The organism is Halomonas sp. HAL1 (assembly GCF_030544485.1).
GTDB lineage: Bacteria > Pseudomonadota > Gammaproteobacteria > Pseudomonadales > Halomonadaceae > Vreelandella > Vreelandella arctica.
Genome location: NZ_CP130611.1, coordinates 49,645 through 63,374 on the forward strand (window position 1 = coordinate 49,645; position 13,730 = coordinate 63,374).

12 protein-coding genes and 2 pseudogenes are annotated in these 13,730 nt (G+C 54.6%); 11 read left to right on the top strand and 3 right to left on the bottom strand.

Annotation, left to right across the window (positions count from 1 at the left end; translation table 11 throughout):
* The first annotated feature begins 188 nt into the window (after positions 1 to 188).
* The 4 genes and pseudogenes from Q3Y66_RS20105 (at position 189) to Q3Y66_RS20120 (ending at position 3,778) form a co-directional block, all read left to right on the top strand.
* Positions 189 to 1,103, top strand: coding sequence for a cation diffusion facilitator family transporter (locus tag Q3Y66_RS20105; RefSeq protein ID WP_008958446.1), 915 nt, complete (start codon positions 189 to 191; stop codon positions 1,101 to 1,103).
* Between the two features lie 113 nt (positions 1,104 to 1,216).
* On the top strand, positions 1,217 to 1,894 hold the full coding sequence (locus Q3Y66_RS20110) for a thioredoxin domain-containing protein (RefSeq protein ID WP_303319608.1): 678 nt from the start codon (positions 1,217 to 1,219) through the stop codon (positions 1,892 to 1,894).
* Entirely contained in the window at positions 1,894 to 2,883 is a 990-nt protein-coding gene (locus tag Q3Y66_RS20115; protein ID WP_144816025.1) for a M23 family metallopeptidase, read from the top strand. Before Q3Y66_RS20110 ends, Q3Y66_RS20115 begins: the two co-directional genes overlap by 1 nt.
* Positions 2,884 to 3,053: 170 nt before the next feature.
* Positions 3,054 to 3,778: pseudogene (locus Q3Y66_RS20120) on the top strand (ZIP family metal transporter).
* A gap of 24 nt (positions 3,779 to 3,802) precedes the next feature.
* On the opposite strand, the gene Q3Y66_RS20125 reads toward Q3Y66_RS20120, so the two are convergent.
* Positions 3,803 to 4,261: a helix-turn-helix domain-containing protein gene (locus tag Q3Y66_RS20125; RefSeq protein WP_008958494.1), complete on the bottom strand. Its 459-nt coding sequence runs from the start codon at positions 4,259 to 4,261 to the stop codon at positions 3,803 to 3,805.
* Positions 4,262 to 4,347: 86 nt separating this feature from the next.
* Here Q3Y66_RS20125 and Q3Y66_RS20130 point away from each other — a divergent pair, with 86 nt between their 5' ends.
* The 7 genes from Q3Y66_RS20130 (at position 4,348) to Q3Y66_RS20160 (ending at position 11,745) form a co-directional block, all read left to right on the top strand.
* Complete coding sequence (locus Q3Y66_RS20130; protein ID WP_008958495.1) at positions 4,348 to 6,534, top strand: heavy metal translocating P-type ATPase; 2,187 nt, start codon at positions 4,348 to 4,350, stop codon at positions 6,532 to 6,534.
* Positions 6,531 to 7,034 (top strand): signal peptidase II, encoded by a 504-nt coding sequence (lspA, locus tag Q3Y66_RS20135; protein ID WP_008958496.1) that lies wholly within the window; start codon positions 6,531 to 6,533, stop codon positions 7,032 to 7,034. The genes Q3Y66_RS20130 and lspA overlap by 4 nt, the downstream gene beginning before the upstream one ends.
* Before the next feature lie 4 nt (positions 7,035 to 7,038).
* Positions 7,039 to 8,568: an apolipoprotein N-acyltransferase gene (lnt, locus tag Q3Y66_RS20140; protein ID WP_008958497.1), complete on the top strand. Its 1,530-nt coding sequence runs from the start codon at positions 7,039 to 7,041 to the stop codon at positions 8,566 to 8,568.
* 80 nt (positions 8,569 to 8,648) lie between these two features.
* The gene (locus Q3Y66_RS20145; protein ID WP_238528555.1) at positions 8,649 to 9,644 is read left to right on the top strand and encodes a L,D-transpeptidase family protein; all 996 of its coding nucleotides are present in this window, start codon (positions 8,649 to 8,651) and stop codon (positions 9,642 to 9,644) included.
* 286 nt (positions 9,645 to 9,930) lie between these two features.
* The gene (locus Q3Y66_RS20150; RefSeq protein WP_238528554.1) at positions 9,931 to 10,716 is read left to right on the top strand and encodes a cytochrome c oxidase assembly protein; all 786 of its coding nucleotides are present in this window, start codon (positions 9,931 to 9,933) and stop codon (positions 10,714 to 10,716) included.
* Positions 10,694 to 11,158: a copper chaperone PCu(A)C gene (locus Q3Y66_RS20155; RefSeq protein WP_008958501.1), complete on the top strand. Its 465-nt coding sequence runs from the start codon at positions 10,694 to 10,696 to the stop codon at positions 11,156 to 11,158. Before Q3Y66_RS20150 ends, Q3Y66_RS20155 begins: the two co-directional genes overlap by 23 nt.
* 11 nt (positions 11,159 to 11,169) lie before the next feature.
* The gene (locus Q3Y66_RS20160; RefSeq protein ID WP_008958502.1) at positions 11,170 to 11,745 is read left to right on the top strand and encodes an SCO family protein; all 576 of its coding nucleotides are present in this window, start codon (positions 11,170 to 11,172) and stop codon (positions 11,743 to 11,745) included.
* A gap of 13 nt (positions 11,746 to 11,758) precedes the next feature.
* On the opposite strand, the gene Q3Y66_RS20165 is transcribed toward Q3Y66_RS20160, so the two are convergent.
* Positions 11,759 to 12,655 (bottom strand): hypothetical protein, encoded by an 897-nt coding sequence (locus Q3Y66_RS20165; RefSeq protein WP_008958503.1) that lies wholly within the window; start codon positions 12,653 to 12,655, stop codon positions 11,759 to 11,761.
* Between the two features lie 870 nt (positions 12,656 to 13,525).
* Positions 13,526 to 13,726, bottom strand: a pseudogene (locus Q3Y66_RS20170) (IS3 family transposase); the annotation flags it as partial.
* Positions 13,727 to 13,730 lie beyond the last annotated feature (4 nt).

Below are 13,730 nucleotides of genomic sequence, written 5' to 3' on the forward strand. Positions count from 1 at the left end.
CGGTTGAAGTGGATTAAGCCCCGCACCTAAAACATGATCACCTTCGGCCCAGCACACAAAGGCTCGCTTGGGAGCTAGGAACGTGCTTTCCAATCCAGGGGTGCAAATAGACAATGCTCAAGGGTTGAAGCTTTAGTTGCTAGAGGTTTTATAGTACCAAGCACAGATAATTCGAGAGAGGGTAACAGATGGGACATCATCATGATCATCCCCACATTGATCCTGCCTCTGGCGACCGGCGCGTCAGCATCTCCATTTGGGCCAATGGGCTCTTAACCATCGCTCAAATTGTCGGTGGCATTATGGCGGGAAGCCTATCGCTGATCGCTGATGCGTTACATAACTTTTCAGACATGGCAGCGTTAGTCATTGCCTTTGCTGCTCGTAAAATCGCCAGACGGCCTGCCGATGCGCATATGACCTTTGGCTATGGCCGCATCGAGATAGTGGCAGCACTCATCAATTACACCACCCTCATTATTGTTGGCGTCTACCTGATTTACGAAGGCGCTATGCGGATGATCGATCCCCCTGAGATAGAGGGATGGACGATCGTGATTATTGGTAGCGTTGCGCTTGTCGTCGATGCTCTTACCGCTATGCTCACGTGGTCAATGCAAAAAGAGAGTGTCAATATCCGCGCTCTTTTTCTGCATAACTTATCGGATGCGTTTGCCTCCATCGCTGTGATTGTCGGTGGTTCGCTTATTTTACTGTACGACATGCGCTGGGTAGACCCCGCGATCACGATAGGGATTGCGCTATATATTCTTTACCTTGCCTTCTCTGAAATTGGTGGCCCTATCCGTACGCTAATGCTGGGATCTCCCCCGGACATTGACGGGCAGGCAGTGGTTGAGACCGTCCGAAATATCGAGGGAGTCCAGGATATTCACCATGTGCATCTATGGCAGATGCAGGAAAACATGGCAGCCCTTGACTGCCACGTGGTTCTGACAGAAACCGGCTGGCAGCAGCTTGAATCCGTCAAAGCAGAGATCAAGGAGCAGCTTAAAATGCGCTTCAGTATTGCTCATTCCAGCCTAGAGTTTGAGCATAGTGACCACGCGCATCAAAATGCCGATCTATATGGGCACGAGTGACAGACCGAGGCCGACTCCCGGCTCAGGTAGGTAGCGAGCGGCTTACTCTCATAGCGATTGGCTTATTTTTCAACCCTACTTTTCCACCCCATCGTTGAGACAGAGAGAGAAACATGTTCAAAAAAGCGTCTTTTATATTGGCCGGTACGTTAATGCTGACCGCTGCAATCGTCGCCGTATCGAAACCTGCCCTCTTAGGCATGCAAGCTCAGGCAGCAAAGGAGAGCGGTGTCCAGGCAGAGGACTCCTTGGTGCGCTCACACTCCCCCATCTTGGGGCGAGAAGACGCGCCGGTGACGATTGTGGAATTCTTCGATCCGGCTTGCGAAGCCTGCCGTGCTTTCTACCCCCTGACAAAAAGTATTCTGGAAACCTACCCAGAAAAAGTGCGGCTCATCGTGCGCTACACTCCTTTCCACGGCGACGTATCTGATAAGGCCATTCGGGTATTAGAAGTCGCTCGTCGTCAGGGCGTCTTTGAACCGGTACTTGAGAGGCTGCTGGCTCGCCAGGATCAATGGGCTTCACATGGCAGTTTTGATGAATCCGCTATCCTCGATATCGCGAGCCAAGGGGGCCTTGATTTAGCGGCTGCCGAAGAGCAACTGACTTCTGCTGAGGTGCAGGCGGTGATTGACCAAGACATGGCGGATGTCAGAGCCAATCAGATTCGCCAAACACCCACCTTTTTTGTCAATGGCGAGCCTTTAGACCCCTTTGGTATGCAAGAGCTGATTGATGCCGTTGAGAGTGAAGTAGCGGAGATCTCTGGGGAAGAGGATGGCCAGTGATGCAGCGCTGGTGGTTACTAGGCTTGGTGGGCTTGTACCCCTTGCTAGCCGAAGCCAATTGGCAAACGCACCTGTCATTGCCGCCGTCTGAACTTAGCCCTGTCAGGTTACAGGCGGCTAGCGAGCAAGAAGGCACATTACCGCTCGATAGCGTTGATACCCTAACCTTTGGGCGTGATGTCGTCATTGATACCACCCTCTACGAGGCCTTGGCAGCAGAAGGTGTCCCAACGCGTTTCGCCACTAAACTGGAAACACTGCTCAGCGAGTTTATCGCAGCGCCGCTGGAGTTTTCTGGCAGTGAACGTATTCAATTAGTGTGGGAGGAAGATCGACGCCAGGACGGCACCCGTGTTGGGCCACCACGCCTCAGTTATGCCGCTCTGCCTGATCAGGCAGAGCCCTTGGAGGTCATATGGCCGGTCACCCAAAAGGGGGACGTAGCTCTTTTCAAAAGCGACACCCTGCTAGGCACGTTGCGGTTGCCCGTGCTTAGTGCCCGCTTAACGTCTCGCTTTGGGAATCGGCGACATCCTGTGTATGGAGGGATGCGTCCTCATAATGGAATTGACTTGGCTGCGCCGACAGGTACGCCGGTCATTGCCACCGCACCTGGGCGCGTATCCTTTATGGGTCGCCAAGGTGGATACGGGCAGGTGATCGAGGTGGAACACGACACAGGGGCCATTAGTCGCTACACACACCTTAGCCGATTCTCCCCACAGCTAGTGGTTGGGGATTTAGTCAACGCGGGAGAGCCGCTCGGAGAGGTGGGTTCGTCCGGGGTCGCCACGGGCCCCAACCTGCATTACGAAGTGAGAGTCAATGACCAGCCTGTTGATCCCCTTGGTCAAGGTCAACGCATCATGCTGGGCAAACAGCCGACTCAAAGTGAATATCAAGCATCACTTTACGGGGCAAGAGATCGCTTGGAACAAGCTATCGGCACGGCGTCCCTTTATGACTTGATCTCGTTTAACGAGCCGTAACCACTCGTGCTTAACAACGTTGCATGGTTGGTGAGTAACGTGAACGTGCGCTTGTCTCGTTATGGAACCCAAGCCGTGTAATCACTCATCTATCACAACACAGGTAATCGGTATGGAAGAGGTTTCTCCCGTCACCATGGGGGGTATTGGCAAGCCTTGCGGCGGGCTTGATGACGGCTGTCGGTGCGCTCCCCGTTTTGTTTACCAAAACACCGAATCGTAGTGTACGCGATTTAGCGTTGGGGTTCGCCGCTGGCGTCATGCTAGCGGCCTCTTTCTTCTCACTGATCATACCCTCCTTAGAAGCCTCGGAGCTGCGTTATTGAGGTAGCGTTGTGCCGGCTGCCATTGCTTGTGCGGCCATTTTGCTAGGGATTGGAACGGTCGCACTACTGAACGAGCTCTTACCTCATGAACACTTCGAACAGGGTCGAGAAGGGCCGGAGGCTACCTCACTACGCCGTATCTGGTTGTTTATTATTGCCATTACGATACACAACCTGCCAGTGGGGCTGGCCGTTGGCGTGGCCTTCGGCGCAGGGGGAAGCGAAGGAGGCATGCCGCTGGCGATTGGCATTGGACTTCAGAATGCCCCGGAGGGACTGGCCGTAGCAATATCGCTGCTAAGCGTGGGCTATTCACGTTGGCGGTCTTGGACGATTGCCGCCCTTACGGGTCTTGTTGAGCCGTTGGGGGCTTATTAGGCGCTGGGGTCGTCAGCATGTCGCAAGCGTTACTTCCCTGGGGATTGGCCTTTGCGGCGGGAGCGATGTTGTATGTGATCAGTCATGAGATTATTCCCGAAACTCATCGGGGTGGGCACCAAAAAAAGACCACGCTGGGCCTTTCCATCGGATTGGTACTCATGCTGTTCTTGGATGTCTCGCTGGGCTAACGCATTAGGGGGCGAGTGTTGATTCTAACCCAAGTCGTGGGCCCCTCCATGTGAGTTTTCTGTGATACAGAGCTGATGATCACTGATGACCTCAATAATTCGGCAGCTTTCCACTTTGCCACCGGCACACTGCGTGACCATCCGTTGAAGCTCCTCACGCAGTGCGGACAGTCGTTGAAGGCGGGACTCCACTTTCTTTAGGTGATGTGTGGCGATGGCATCGACTTCTTGGCAAGGCATATCAGGTTGATCTGACATGGCCAAAAGCTCTCGCACTGACTCCACTGAAAAGCCAAAGTCTCGGGCATGACGAATAAAGGTCAAACGCCGCACAGCGTCGTCTCCATAGCGGCGCTGTCCTCCGCCGGTTCGGGTCGCATCGCGCAGCAACCCAATACGCTCGTAATAACGAACCGTTTCAGGTTTGCAATCGGCTCGTCGTGCTAACTCACCAATGCTGATACTTTGGCCGATCATCGACATGGTAAAACTCCTTATGCAGGGCTTGAAGCTGTAGTTGCTACAAGGTTTACACTTCAAAACCATAGCCCATTGGGAGGAGAGGCACCATGAAAACATCGACGCCGACAACAGCGCCTACCACCTTGACGCTGTATGTCGAAGGCATGGACTGCGGCGGTTGTGAGCGCAAGGTTGTGTCGGCGCTAGAGCGGCTGGACGGCATTGAGGAAGTAACGGCAAGCTCGGTCACGGGATCGGTGAAGATTCATCACCACGATCACGGGGCCCCCTCGCGAAAGACCATTGATGGCATACTGAACGAACTAGGCTATCAAGTGGCTTCCCATGATGGCCAAACACACGCATCTGGCTCTGCATCCCCTTGGTGGCAAACCGCTAAAGGGCGCTTGGTCATTATCACAGGAAATCTGCTGATCGTAGCCTTCGCGCTTCGTTTAGCATGGCCTGCGCTGGGTAATGTGCCTTTCATTCTGGCCACGCTGGTCGGCTTAATGCCCATTGCGCAGAGTGCCTGGGGCGCCCTCAAGATGCGCAACCCCTTTACCATCGAGATGCTGATGTGCATCGCTGCGCTTGGCGCATTGGCCATCAATGCTGCCGCTGAAGCTGCGATGGTCGTGTTCTTGTTCGCCGTAGGTGAGCTACTCGAAGGGGTAGCTGCTTCACGGGCGCGCCGCAGTATCTCAGCCTTGGCAAATTTAACACCCTCAACGGCGAGGCTGATGGACAATGGCCATCTGCGTGACGTCTCGGCGGAGTCACTTAAACCCGGCCAGCGTGTGCTGGTGCGGCCCGGTGATCGCGTTCCCTGCGATGGACGCATCCTGGTGGGCACCTCCGACATTGACGAGTCGCCGGTAAACGGCGAGTCCATCCCCCGTTCGCGAGCGCCTGGTGATGACATTTTTGCTGGCACAGTGAATCTTGATGCCGCCCTGGAGGTGGAGGTAACACGAGGCGCTGATGACAATACGATCGCACGCGTTATTCGCCTGGTTGAAGAAGCACAGGCCGCCAAGGCACCGATAGCACGCTTTATTGATCGTTTTGCGTATTACTATATGCCCGCCGTCGTCTTACTCGCCCTACTGATGGCGATAGTGCCACCGCTGGTATCGACCATAGCATGGTCGGAGTCGATTTACCGTGCGTTAGCATTGCTGTTAATCGCATGCCCCTGCGCGTTAGTCATTTCCACCCCAGCCGCCATCGCCGCAGGTCTCTCGGCGGGCGCTCGGCGCGGCCTACTGATCAAAGGGGGAGCCGTTCTTGAACAGTTAGGTAAGCTTCGCTTGGTGGCATTAGACAAGACGGGCACCCTGACTGCGGGTACCCCAAGAGTCACAGATGTGGAGTCTTGGATCGCTGAGGAAGACGATAACAGCGTATTGCGGCTCGCCGCCGCGATAGAGCGAGATTCCAGTCACCCTATCGCCACGGCTATCGTTGATCATGCCCGACAGTCGGGCCTAAACCTCCCCACCGTCATCGGCAGCCGCGCTCTGGCGGGGCGCGGAGTCTCCGGCCAGGTGGAGGGTCGCGAGCTGAGCTTAATGACGCCTCGCCACCTTCACGAGCAGGTCATCCTTGATGAAAGTCTCAGTGCTCGGATTGTCGCGTTAGAAGAAGCCGGCAAGAGCCTCGCTCTCCTCGTTGAAGGCGAGCGTTTGTTGGGCTTGATCGCTGTTCGCGATGAGCCACGCGAAGATGCCCTTGAAGGCCTAGCGGCGCTATCCCGCTTAGGCGTACAGGCGGTCATGCTCAGCGGTGATAATGCCCGCACCGTCGCTGCCACTGGGGGTCGCTTAGGCATTGAAGCGTACGGCGAACTGATGCCTGAAGACAAGGCAGCGTATGTTCGAGACTGGCAAGCGGCAGGCCGTGGCCCCATCGGTAAAGTAGGCGATGGCATCAACGATGCACCGGCACTCGCGGCAGCCGATGTCGGTATCGCGATGGGGGGCGGCACGGATGTGGCGTTGGAAACCGCCGATGCAGCCTTGCTCAAGAACCGCGTTACCGGCATTGCCGAACTGATAGATCTCTCTTGTGCCACGCTGCGCAATGTGAAAACCAACGTTGTTCTCGCCCTTGGCTTAAAAGCCATTTTCCTAGTCACGACGGCTCTGGGTATTACCGGCATGTGGATTGCGGTAATGGCCGATACCGGTGCTACCGTTCTGGTGACGTTGAACGCCATGCGACTGCTGGGTTACCGCTTTTCGCCCAATACCGCGTTGACAGGCCTGTCACAAGGAAAAGTAACCTCATGAGAACAGCGCAAAACGATAGCCCCTTACGTCGTTGGCCATGGTTCACATTTGCTTGCGTGATGACTCTAGCCGATCAACTGGTCAAAGAAATTGTGCATGCCCAGATGTCGTTTGGCCAAGTCATTCCGCTAACGCCGTTTTTTAACTGGGTTTATACCGGGAATACAGGAGCCGCTTTCAGCTTTCTCGCGGAGGCAGGTGGTTGGCAGCGCTACCTCTTTCTTGGTTTAGCGTTGGTGGTCGTCGTCGTATTGCTCGTGCAGCTATGCAAACCCCTGTCGCGCTTGGAGGCCTGTGCGTACAGTTTGATTCTTGGCGGCGCACTCGGTAATACCGTTGATCGCTTAGCGCGTGGGTACGTCGTCGACTATCTGGACGTTTACTGGGGCGAATGGCATTGGCCCGCCTTTAACATGGCCGATATCGCGCTATTTGCAGGTGTAGCGGTATACGCAGTGGCGTTATGGCGTGAGCGTCCTGCTTTTAAGCGCACTGAGTAACGATATGGATTCGGTCGATCAAGAAAAAAAATATACGCTTTTTGCTGGGCGACTCTCACCAATAGTCGATTGCGTTGTAGCGCTAGCCGCTGGGGTACTGACCACCTTGAGTGCCGCCCCCTTTTCCCTATGGTGGCTTGGCCCAGTGGCCGTGGCACTGGTCTATTGGAAGATACAGTCGCTAACGCCCGCCATGGCCACCCTGCGTGGGTGGTGCTATGGGGTAGGCCTGTTCGGTTCTGGCACATCGTGGGTCTTCGTTGCTATTCACGATTTCGGTGGCACCGGGGCCTTGATGGCGATGCTCCTCACCACTCTTTTTGTCAGCGCCCTGGCGCTCTTCTTTGCAATCCCCTTTGGGCTCTATCGACGCATCACGGGGCCACGGTTAGCCTGTCTTAGCTTTGCCGGTATGTGGGTGGTGAGCGAATGGCTACGCACCTGGTTGCTCACCGGCTTTCCCTGGTTATTGCTGGGCACCTCTCAGATAGATTCTCCACTAGCCCCATGGGCGCCCGTTGGGGGTGTGTACTTGCTGTCACTCATGACCGCACTGACAGGTACGTTAGGGGTAGAGGTACTGCGTCGCCGCTGGGGGTACCTCGTCCCAATTGCCGCCCTGTGGATCGTTCCATTCCTATTGCCCACCCAATGGACAACCCCGGCCGGAAAGCCCATCCGGGTGGCGTTGCTGCAAGGGAATCTTGATCAGCGCATTAAGTGGACTGCCCAAGGGCAGCGCGAGGCGATCAGTATCTACACGGCGATGACACGGGAGCAGCCTAGCGATATCGATCTAATCGTTTGGCCGGAGGTGGCACTTCCCATGTTCGAGCAGGAAGCGCAGTTGATCCTTGAACGGGTGCAATCTGAACTCACCACTGGCACCCACTTGCTGACTGGCATTCTGCAGCGCGACGCCGAGGGGCTCTATTACAACAGCGTTGTCGGCCTGGGTGATCAGGGCCAGTATCGCAAAGCCCATCTGGTACCCTTCGGCGAGTACCTGCCACTGAAAAATCTACTCGCTGGCAGCATCGCCTTTTTCGATCTACCAATGCCGAGCATGACCCCAGGGCCAGATAAACAGCCCCCGATACGCGTCGCTGGTACGGCCATTGGCAACGCCATTTGCTACGAGATCATTTTCGCCGACCGCGTGGCCAAGCAGGCGCGCAATGCCGAGCTGTTACTAACGGTTTCCAACGATACGTGGTTTGGGCGTTCCATTGGCCCACACCAACATCTTCAAATGGCGCGTCTACGTGCCTTAGAAAATGGCCGTCACATACTTCGAGCTACCAGTAATGGCGTGACGGCCATGATCGATTCACAAGGTCACGTCACTGCCCGCGCCCCACAGTTTGAACAGGCCAGTTTAACTGGCGAGGTAACCCCTATGCAGGGCCTAACTCCTTTCACACGCACCGGTAGTGGGCCCGCTTGGATACTCGCCACCTTGCTGACACTGCTCGGATTACAACTGAACTTATCTCGATCCAAAAACGACGCATTAGATGAAAAAGGAACCTAGCGATGCTCTCGGTAAATAACGCAGCAATACTTAAGAGACTCCTCCCATGGCCAATGCAGATGGGCTTCATCATGAGTGTGATGGTTTCGTCTCTGGCATGGCTCCCTGTCGCCATGGCAGCACAACCCGCCACTACCCAGGAGACGGAATGGCCCAAGGGGCATTACCCGCTACCTGAGGAAGGCAATATCATCGGTGAGGCTGACACCTTCATAGTCAGGGATTACAACGACACCTTGATAGATATTGCCAAGCGTCACAACCTTGGCTATTTGGAGATGATCCGTGCAAATCCAGAGGTCAGCATCTGGGTTCCAGGGGTGGGCACGGAAGTGACTATTCCCGGACGTTTTATTCTGCCGAATGTCGAGCGTACTGGGATCGTTATCAATATCGCCGAGCTGCGGCTTTACTACTACCCAGATGTCAAAAACGGTGAGACACCGCGCGTTGAGACCTATCCTATCGGCATCGGTCGCGAAGGGTTTGATACTCCTCTCGGTGTGACCGAGACCACTATGAACATTAAAAACCCCGCCTGGTACCCGCCTGAGTCGGTAAAACGCGAAGCGGAAGCACGCGGCGAAACCGCGCCAAGCGTTGTGCCGCCCGGCCCCGACAACCCGCTAGGAGACCACGCCATTATTCTAGGCTTCGATGGCTATCTAATTCATGGCACCAACCAGCCCGATGGCATTGGCATGCGTGCAAGCCGTGGCTGTATACGCATGTTGCCTGACGATATTGAATCAATTTTTGACCGCATACCGGCGGGCACCCAGGTCAATATCATCAACCAACCTATTAAAATCGGTTGGGACAACGGACAGCCGCTGGTACAGGCATTACCTCCTTTAGGGGTGGAAGATCACACCATGACCGCTATATCAGATGCTATTACACGCCTTGAGCAACGCAATGCAGATGGCGTTAGCTTCGATTACGAACAGCTTAGCGATTTACTAGCATTATCCAACGGGCTTATCGAACCCCTGTATCCCAAGCCGGAACCGAGTAATAAAGAAGACGACAATATCAACAGTGTTTATGAAGAACTGACACTTCATTCGTCGTGAATGTCGATAAAGACAAGGCAGCGCGTTTTGTCAGCCCTTAGGAGAACAACGGCTTGGCTACCGTCAAGCCCTTAATATTCGTCGTGTGTTGTTGATTGAGCTCTTCCATCCCTAGCGTAGAAAGAGCTCATGCGATCATCACAACGTTGGTAGCATCCACTTGCCGCATTGTGCAGTCGCTGCCTAAGCTGTCTCAATGTGTTTAATCTGAGGGAGAAGGGCTATTGACGTCGCTCTGAGCTACTTAAGGCCTTGGGAGTTCTCACTGACGTGGGCAACCGCCTGTGTGCTGGCTATCGTTCTCTACCTGCGTGGCCTCCGGCAGTGCCAACGGCTCGGCGAGCCTACAAGCATAGCCCGCACGTTCACCTACCTGCTCGGAGTTGCGGCGATCTATGGCGTCACTCTGACACATTACGACTACCTCGCTCAGTACATGTTCTTTGCCCATCGTGCCCAACACTTGGTACTGCATCACGCTGCCCCCTTCTTGATCGCTTTGGCAGCACCCCTGCCGGTATTGGTCGAAGGTTTGCCAACGCGAATTAGACAACTTTCTAGGGGGAGGCTAGTCACACGTGTGCTGCACCCCGCCTACAGGATACTTCAGCAACCATTAATCGCCCCTGTGCTGTTCGTTGGGCTTATCTATTTCTGGCTGATCCCCGAGATCCACTTCGATGCCATGCTGAGCGCTGACCTTTATCAGGTGATGAACTGGAGCATGGCGCTGGATGGGTTACTGTTTTGGTGGCTGATCTTTGATCACCGCTCGCCACTACAAGGTGGACTCGGCTATGGTAAGCGAATTGCCATTCTACTGGCGGTGATCCCACCGCAGATTGTTCTGGGTGCCTACATCGCCTTCAGTGAAGAGGTGATTTTTGATGTCTATGAGGTTTGTGGCCGTGCTTGGCCGTTGGATCCCCTCGATGATCAACGTATTGGCGGCCTGCTGACCTGGGTTCCAGCCACCATGATGAGCGCTCTTGGAGTGCTTATTGTTCTTAGCTATATGTTCCGTGACGCTCGAAATGAGGATACTGTTCATGCTCCCCACCCAACTCGCTAAATTACCGCGATCAGCGCGCATCTGGTGCACGACTTTTGTGTTGATTTTCGGAATGCCCGGCACGCTGCTCGCTGCAGATTTGCAGATCACTGATGCTCGTATACGACTACTGCCAGGCGATATTCCTGCAGCAGGCTATTTTACCCTCACGAATACCGGTGAAACAGGCACCACGCTGATAGGGGCGGATAGCTCGGCCTTTGATAACGTCACGATACATCAAAGTGTCAGTCAGGACGGTATCTCAAGTATGCAGCACGTAGAACAGTTAACAGTAGCGGCGGGAGAGCTAGTTGAGCTTGCTCCGGGGGGCTATCACTTAATGCTGATGAAGCGTAAGCACCCCATCGCCGTCGGCGACGAAATTGAAGTAACCCTCCTGTTAGACAACGGGCAGCAGCAGAACGTCAAGTTCCGCGCTGGAGCACCCACAACACAGTAGGAGCGAGCAGAATGCGCCAATGGATTATTCCGGTGTTCGTATCGCTATGGCTAATGGGATGCGGTGAGCAAACGTGGCAGACCAAGGATATCTCAGGGCTTATGCCGCCGTTGGCATTTGATCTTGTTGATGAGAACGGTAATGACGTGACCGCCGATCAATTCCTTGGCAAGAGCACACTGCTTTTTTTTGGTTTCACTCATTGCCCTGATGTCTGTCCCACCACGCTTGCGCGCCTCGACGCTGTCATCCAGCGCCTAGAGGAAACTTATCGCGATGATATCCAGGTACTTTTTGTCTCTGTAGATCCCCGTCGCGATAACCCAGCAACACTGAGTGCCTATACTAACGCTTTCGGCCTCCAGTTCACTGGTCTCACGGGGGACAAAGCAGCGCTTGATGAGCTTACACGCCGCTATCGTGTTACCTACGGGTATGGTGAAGAAGATAGCAACGGCAACTACGATGTATCGCACTCCAGCGCGGTATTCGCCTTCAATGAACAGGGAGAGGCGCGTGTACTGATCCGCGATAGCGACCCCATGGATGCTGTGGCGGCCGATATTAAAAGGCTTGCCGATCAATGAGGCGCCTTAGCACTCATGCGATAGGAAGCCAGTAGGTCACGCCGCCCATGATTACCTTTATCCCATCTTCCTCTCGTTCTACAGCCTGCTGACGAAGTGTTTTCTTGGATACTTTCTTGTCATGAAAGTATTCCATGGCTGTGACGATCCACCGCTCACTCCAATCTTCTCCTTGATCAGCACACTTCGCCATTTGCATCGTGGTGCGAGCCAACTTTTCTTTTCGCCGTTTTCTTGCTCGCTTCTCATCCACTCTAGGGGCCAGTGTGGTGGCATGTTGGCGATTTAAAAAATTGGTAAACCCCGTCACCGAAGCTGCTTGTCCGGGCACCGCATGCAAATAGTTGTCCACATCGCCCTGTTGTGGCAGTCGCTGCCCCTCCCGGTCAGTAGCGAGTAGCAATGCGGCTGCCGCTCTTAGTGCAAGTCGTGCGGAGGTGTGGGACGTTTTGCCCGCCTCTATACGGGTTTCCAATTGCTGCCAATAAGCATGCAGCGCTTTTTCTGATAAAGAAGCGGACGGCATAGACCTGAGACACGCTTTGATACGTCGTTTCTCTGAGTCGATCTTCTTTGCTTGGTGATCCGGCTCTACCCCTTGCTCTTCATGCAGCCATCGCATAGGAAGTCTTACACGCCGCAACCCCTCCGCCCCGAAGTGATGAAGCAGCTCCGAATAGCTCGGTATCCGTGACCATGCCTGGTCGATCTCAAGGAAGAACGAGAAGAAATGATTGATCTTGAGGGCAGCCTTATGCGGCCCTGTGGTACGAATCAGCCATTCACCAAATTCCCCAAAGGCCTCACGTAACGCTTTGGTGGTGATACCGGCTTGGCCAATGATAATCCGCTTACGACATGTTCGCGTCCAATAGCAGGGCTCACAGGCATCGCCTCGACCCGCTGGCATGGGATTACCACACAATGGACAGGCAATTTCCCCTTGCTCATTACAGGCTTTGCACAATGCGTCACCGCTGGATGTCATGACCAATAAGCGATGTCGACGACACGCAGAACAGGTACCGTGATCAGCCGTCGCACAGCGTGGACATAAGCGATGAGCATGCCCCATACGCGTCACTCGGGTAAGACGTTGAGAGGATTCCCCACACGCCTCGCAGGGCTCTGGCTCTCTGAAATAGGGAGCGCAGGCGATACAGACAGGGCCGTAGGGAGTGACCTTGCCGATGTTGTAGTCTGAACTAGCTTTTCCACATCGCGCACACGGTTTGTCAACGTCACACTGGCGACAGACGGCGTCTGGGTCATTCGTTGGCAGACGGGCTAACTCACCACATCGTGGGCACATCCGCCGCTTAAACACACGAGCATAGCAAGTTGAGCAGTAACCATGCCCCTTATGGCGTCGCCACAATTTGGAGACTTCTCGACCACACTCATCGCAGTCGACCGTTTTGTGTTGCTTCAAGAGGTTGGCTCCGCTTTCATTCTCCGTTTTAAACGCGCCCATGAGGCTCTCACCGCGCGTTCCGACATGGGGCGATGAGCCGGTAGAGCACGGCAGCGATGCGGCCCATGGGGGTGATGAGATAACCGTGATAGCAGCGGCAACAACACAACGGGGGGTGACTTTCGGGGATCGTGAAGCGCGCTCGTTTTGACATTGCACGTGACCAGAGCACTGAACGTTTCTTCAACGCCTATACTGAGCAAACGCTCCACCGCCGCTAATAAAGCACAACGCTCGTTGACAGGCAGCAGCTCAAACGCCAACCCAGACACAGGCATTCGGCTATCCGTAATCGAAATGTAGTGGTCAACTAATCCCGGACAGTAATTTAAGGTTTTTCTCAGCGGCAACGGGCGAAATGCCGTCGTTGAATGCGTGAGGACGCTGCCGGTTGTAGTAGTCCATCAGATAGCCACCAACATCTTTTTTAGCCTCGGGCAGGTTCCGATATCCCAAGGCTGGTATCCACTCAGATTTCAGGCTCCGGAACAGCCTCTCCATCGGTGCGCTC

Bases quoted from the DNA above. Each gene is read 5' to 3' on its own strand.
- Q3Y66_RS20105 (WP_008958446.1), top strand. From the start codon at position 189: ATGGGACATCATCATGATCATCCCCACATTGATCCTGCCTCTGGCGAC.
- Q3Y66_RS20110 (WP_303319608.1), top strand. From the start codon at position 1,217: ATGTTCAAAAAAGCGTCTTTTATATTGGCCGGTACGTTAATGCTGACC.
- Q3Y66_RS20115 (WP_144816025.1), top strand. From the start codon at position 1,894: ATGCAGCGCTGGTGGTTACTAGGCTTGGTGGGCTTGTACCCCTTGCTA.
- Q3Y66_RS20125 (WP_008958494.1), bottom strand. From the start codon at position 4,261: ATGTCGATGATCGGCCAAAGTATCAGCATTGGTGAGTTAGCACGACGA.
- Q3Y66_RS20130 (WP_008958495.1), top strand. From the start codon at position 4,348: ATGAAAACATCGACGCCGACAACAGCGCCTACCACCTTGACGCTGTAT.
- lspA (WP_008958496.1), top strand. From the start codon at position 6,531: ATGAGAACAGCGCAAAACGATAGCCCCTTACGTCGTTGGCCATGGTTC.
- lnt (WP_008958497.1), top strand. From the start codon at position 7,039: ATGGATTCGGTCGATCAAGAAAAAAAATATACGCTTTTTGCTGGGCGA.
- Q3Y66_RS20145 (WP_238528555.1), top strand. From the start codon at position 8,649: ATGGTTTCGTCTCTGGCATGGCTCCCTGTCGCCATGGCAGCACAACCC.
- Q3Y66_RS20155 (WP_008958501.1), top strand. From the start codon at position 10,694: ATGCTCCCCACCCAACTCGCTAAATTACCGCGATCAGCGCGCATCTGG.
- Q3Y66_RS20160 (WP_008958502.1), top strand. From the start codon at position 11,170: ATGCGCCAATGGATTATTCCGGTGTTCGTATCGCTATGGCTAATGGGA.
- Q3Y66_RS20165 (WP_008958503.1), bottom strand. From the start codon at position 12,655: ATGCCAGCGGGTCGAGGCGATGCCTGTGAGCCCTGCTATTGGACGCGA.